The organism is Oceanobacillus locisalsi, assembly GCF_042675985.1.
Classification (GTDB): Bacteria; Bacillota; Bacilli; order Bacillales; family Amphibacillaceae; genus Oceanobacillus; species Oceanobacillus locisalsi.
This window is the reverse complement of record NZ_JBHTKK010000056.1, coordinates 1-1,547: the sequence shown is the minus strand read 5'-3', so window position 1 is coordinate 1,547 and position 1,547 is coordinate 1. Positions and strand designations below refer to the sequence as shown.

General features: G+C 37.2%; 1 protein-coding gene. It reads left to right on the top strand.

From position 1 onward, the window contains the following. Positions 1-155: 155 nt before the first annotated feature. Positions 156-1,385 (top strand): IS4 family transposase, encoded by a 1,230-nt coding sequence (locus tag ACFQ19_RS20185; RefSeq protein ID WP_379594658.1) that lies wholly within the window; start codon positions 156-158, stop codon positions 1,383-1,385. Positions 1,386-1,547: the final 162 nt, after the last annotated feature.

The following is a 1,547-nucleotide window of genomic DNA, read 5'->3' as shown; positions in this document are numbered from 1 at the left end:
CACTAGCGTTGCATAAAAATTTCAACTAAAAGTCAAGAAAAATAATATATTGGAAAATTAGGAATAATGGGAGTTTTCACTACAAAAATCCATAAAAAAACCTTATAATAAGGGAATGGTAGTCCTGTCCAAATCCCAAATTATAAGGAGCTCATATGGACAATCATACCATAAAAACAGTATTCAAGGAATACATTCATCCATTAGATTCAAAAGTGATTCAAAAAATGATCGATAACGCGGAAATTGATAAGTATGTTAAAAAATTTGATGCACTTACATTTATCAACGCATTTATTTATGCACAGTTGAAGCAGTTGGATAATCTACAGCGGATTAGTGATACGATTTCACGCAAGAAAACCGTTCAAAGACTGGTAGGCATAGAAAGCATCAGTAAATCCCAGCTTTCCCGGAAGAATAGTGAGATGCCGCCTGCAATTTTCCAGGCCATTCTACATCATTTGATGCAACAAATACATCGGCTGCTTGGACCTCAAAAAGCAGATAAAGCACTTGGAGAACTGCATTTGATTGATTCATCCACCATATCTATGTGCTTGAGCCAATACAAATGGGCGGATTTCCGGGAAACCAAATCCGGAGTGAAGATGCATACGTCCATTGTCTTTTGTGATGGCACGTTCTATCCCAATGAAGTGATCGTTACTCCTGCAAGACCGGCTGACGAAACACAGCTGGATGCATTGATTGTACCGGATAAAAACGTGCTTCACGTATTTGACCGGGGATATTTTAACTTTACCAAGTTTGATGCCTACTGTGCAGAAGGCATTCGGTTTGTGACTCGAATCAAAACAAATACGGTTGTTAACGTCATCGAGGAATTACCCATTGACTCTTCTTCTCCGGTTACTCGTCATGCCGTTGTAAAGATTGGTAAAATGAAGCATCCTGTCCAATTGATAGAAACGGTAGACAGTAAAGGAAATGAGATTCGAATCATTTGTAATGACGCCAAAGTAAATGCACAGGAAATCAGTGACCTCTACCGCAATCGCTGGCAGATCGAATTATTTTTCAAGTGGGTCAAGCAGCATTTAGTGATCAAAAAGCTGTACGGCAAAAGTGAAAATGCCGTATATAATCAACTTTTTTTAGCGATGATTACTTTCTGTCTGACCCTGTTAATGAAAATCAACTTAGGCTATCGAGGAACCCTGCTGGAAATGTTGAACTGGATTCGTGATTATTGGACAACATCCATGAAAAGTTTTACTTCCGACATATTCAAGGAACCAGAACGTACATCGAAAGGGCGACGAAGGTTGGAGCATGAACGAATCTTTGAAGAAACCCTCAAACAATACGAAACTGGAGAAGCAGGGCATTTAGATGATATAACAATCAATTCAATTATTTAAAAAGTATATAAAATTCAGAAAATGGATGAAGGGCTACCTTTCGTACCCATTGTCTTTTTTTCAAAATAAAACACCATTTATATCTGAAAATTACAATAATAAATTAAAATTTACAAATCACATTGCTTGCTTTTTCATTTATTTTTTTATGCAACGCTAGTG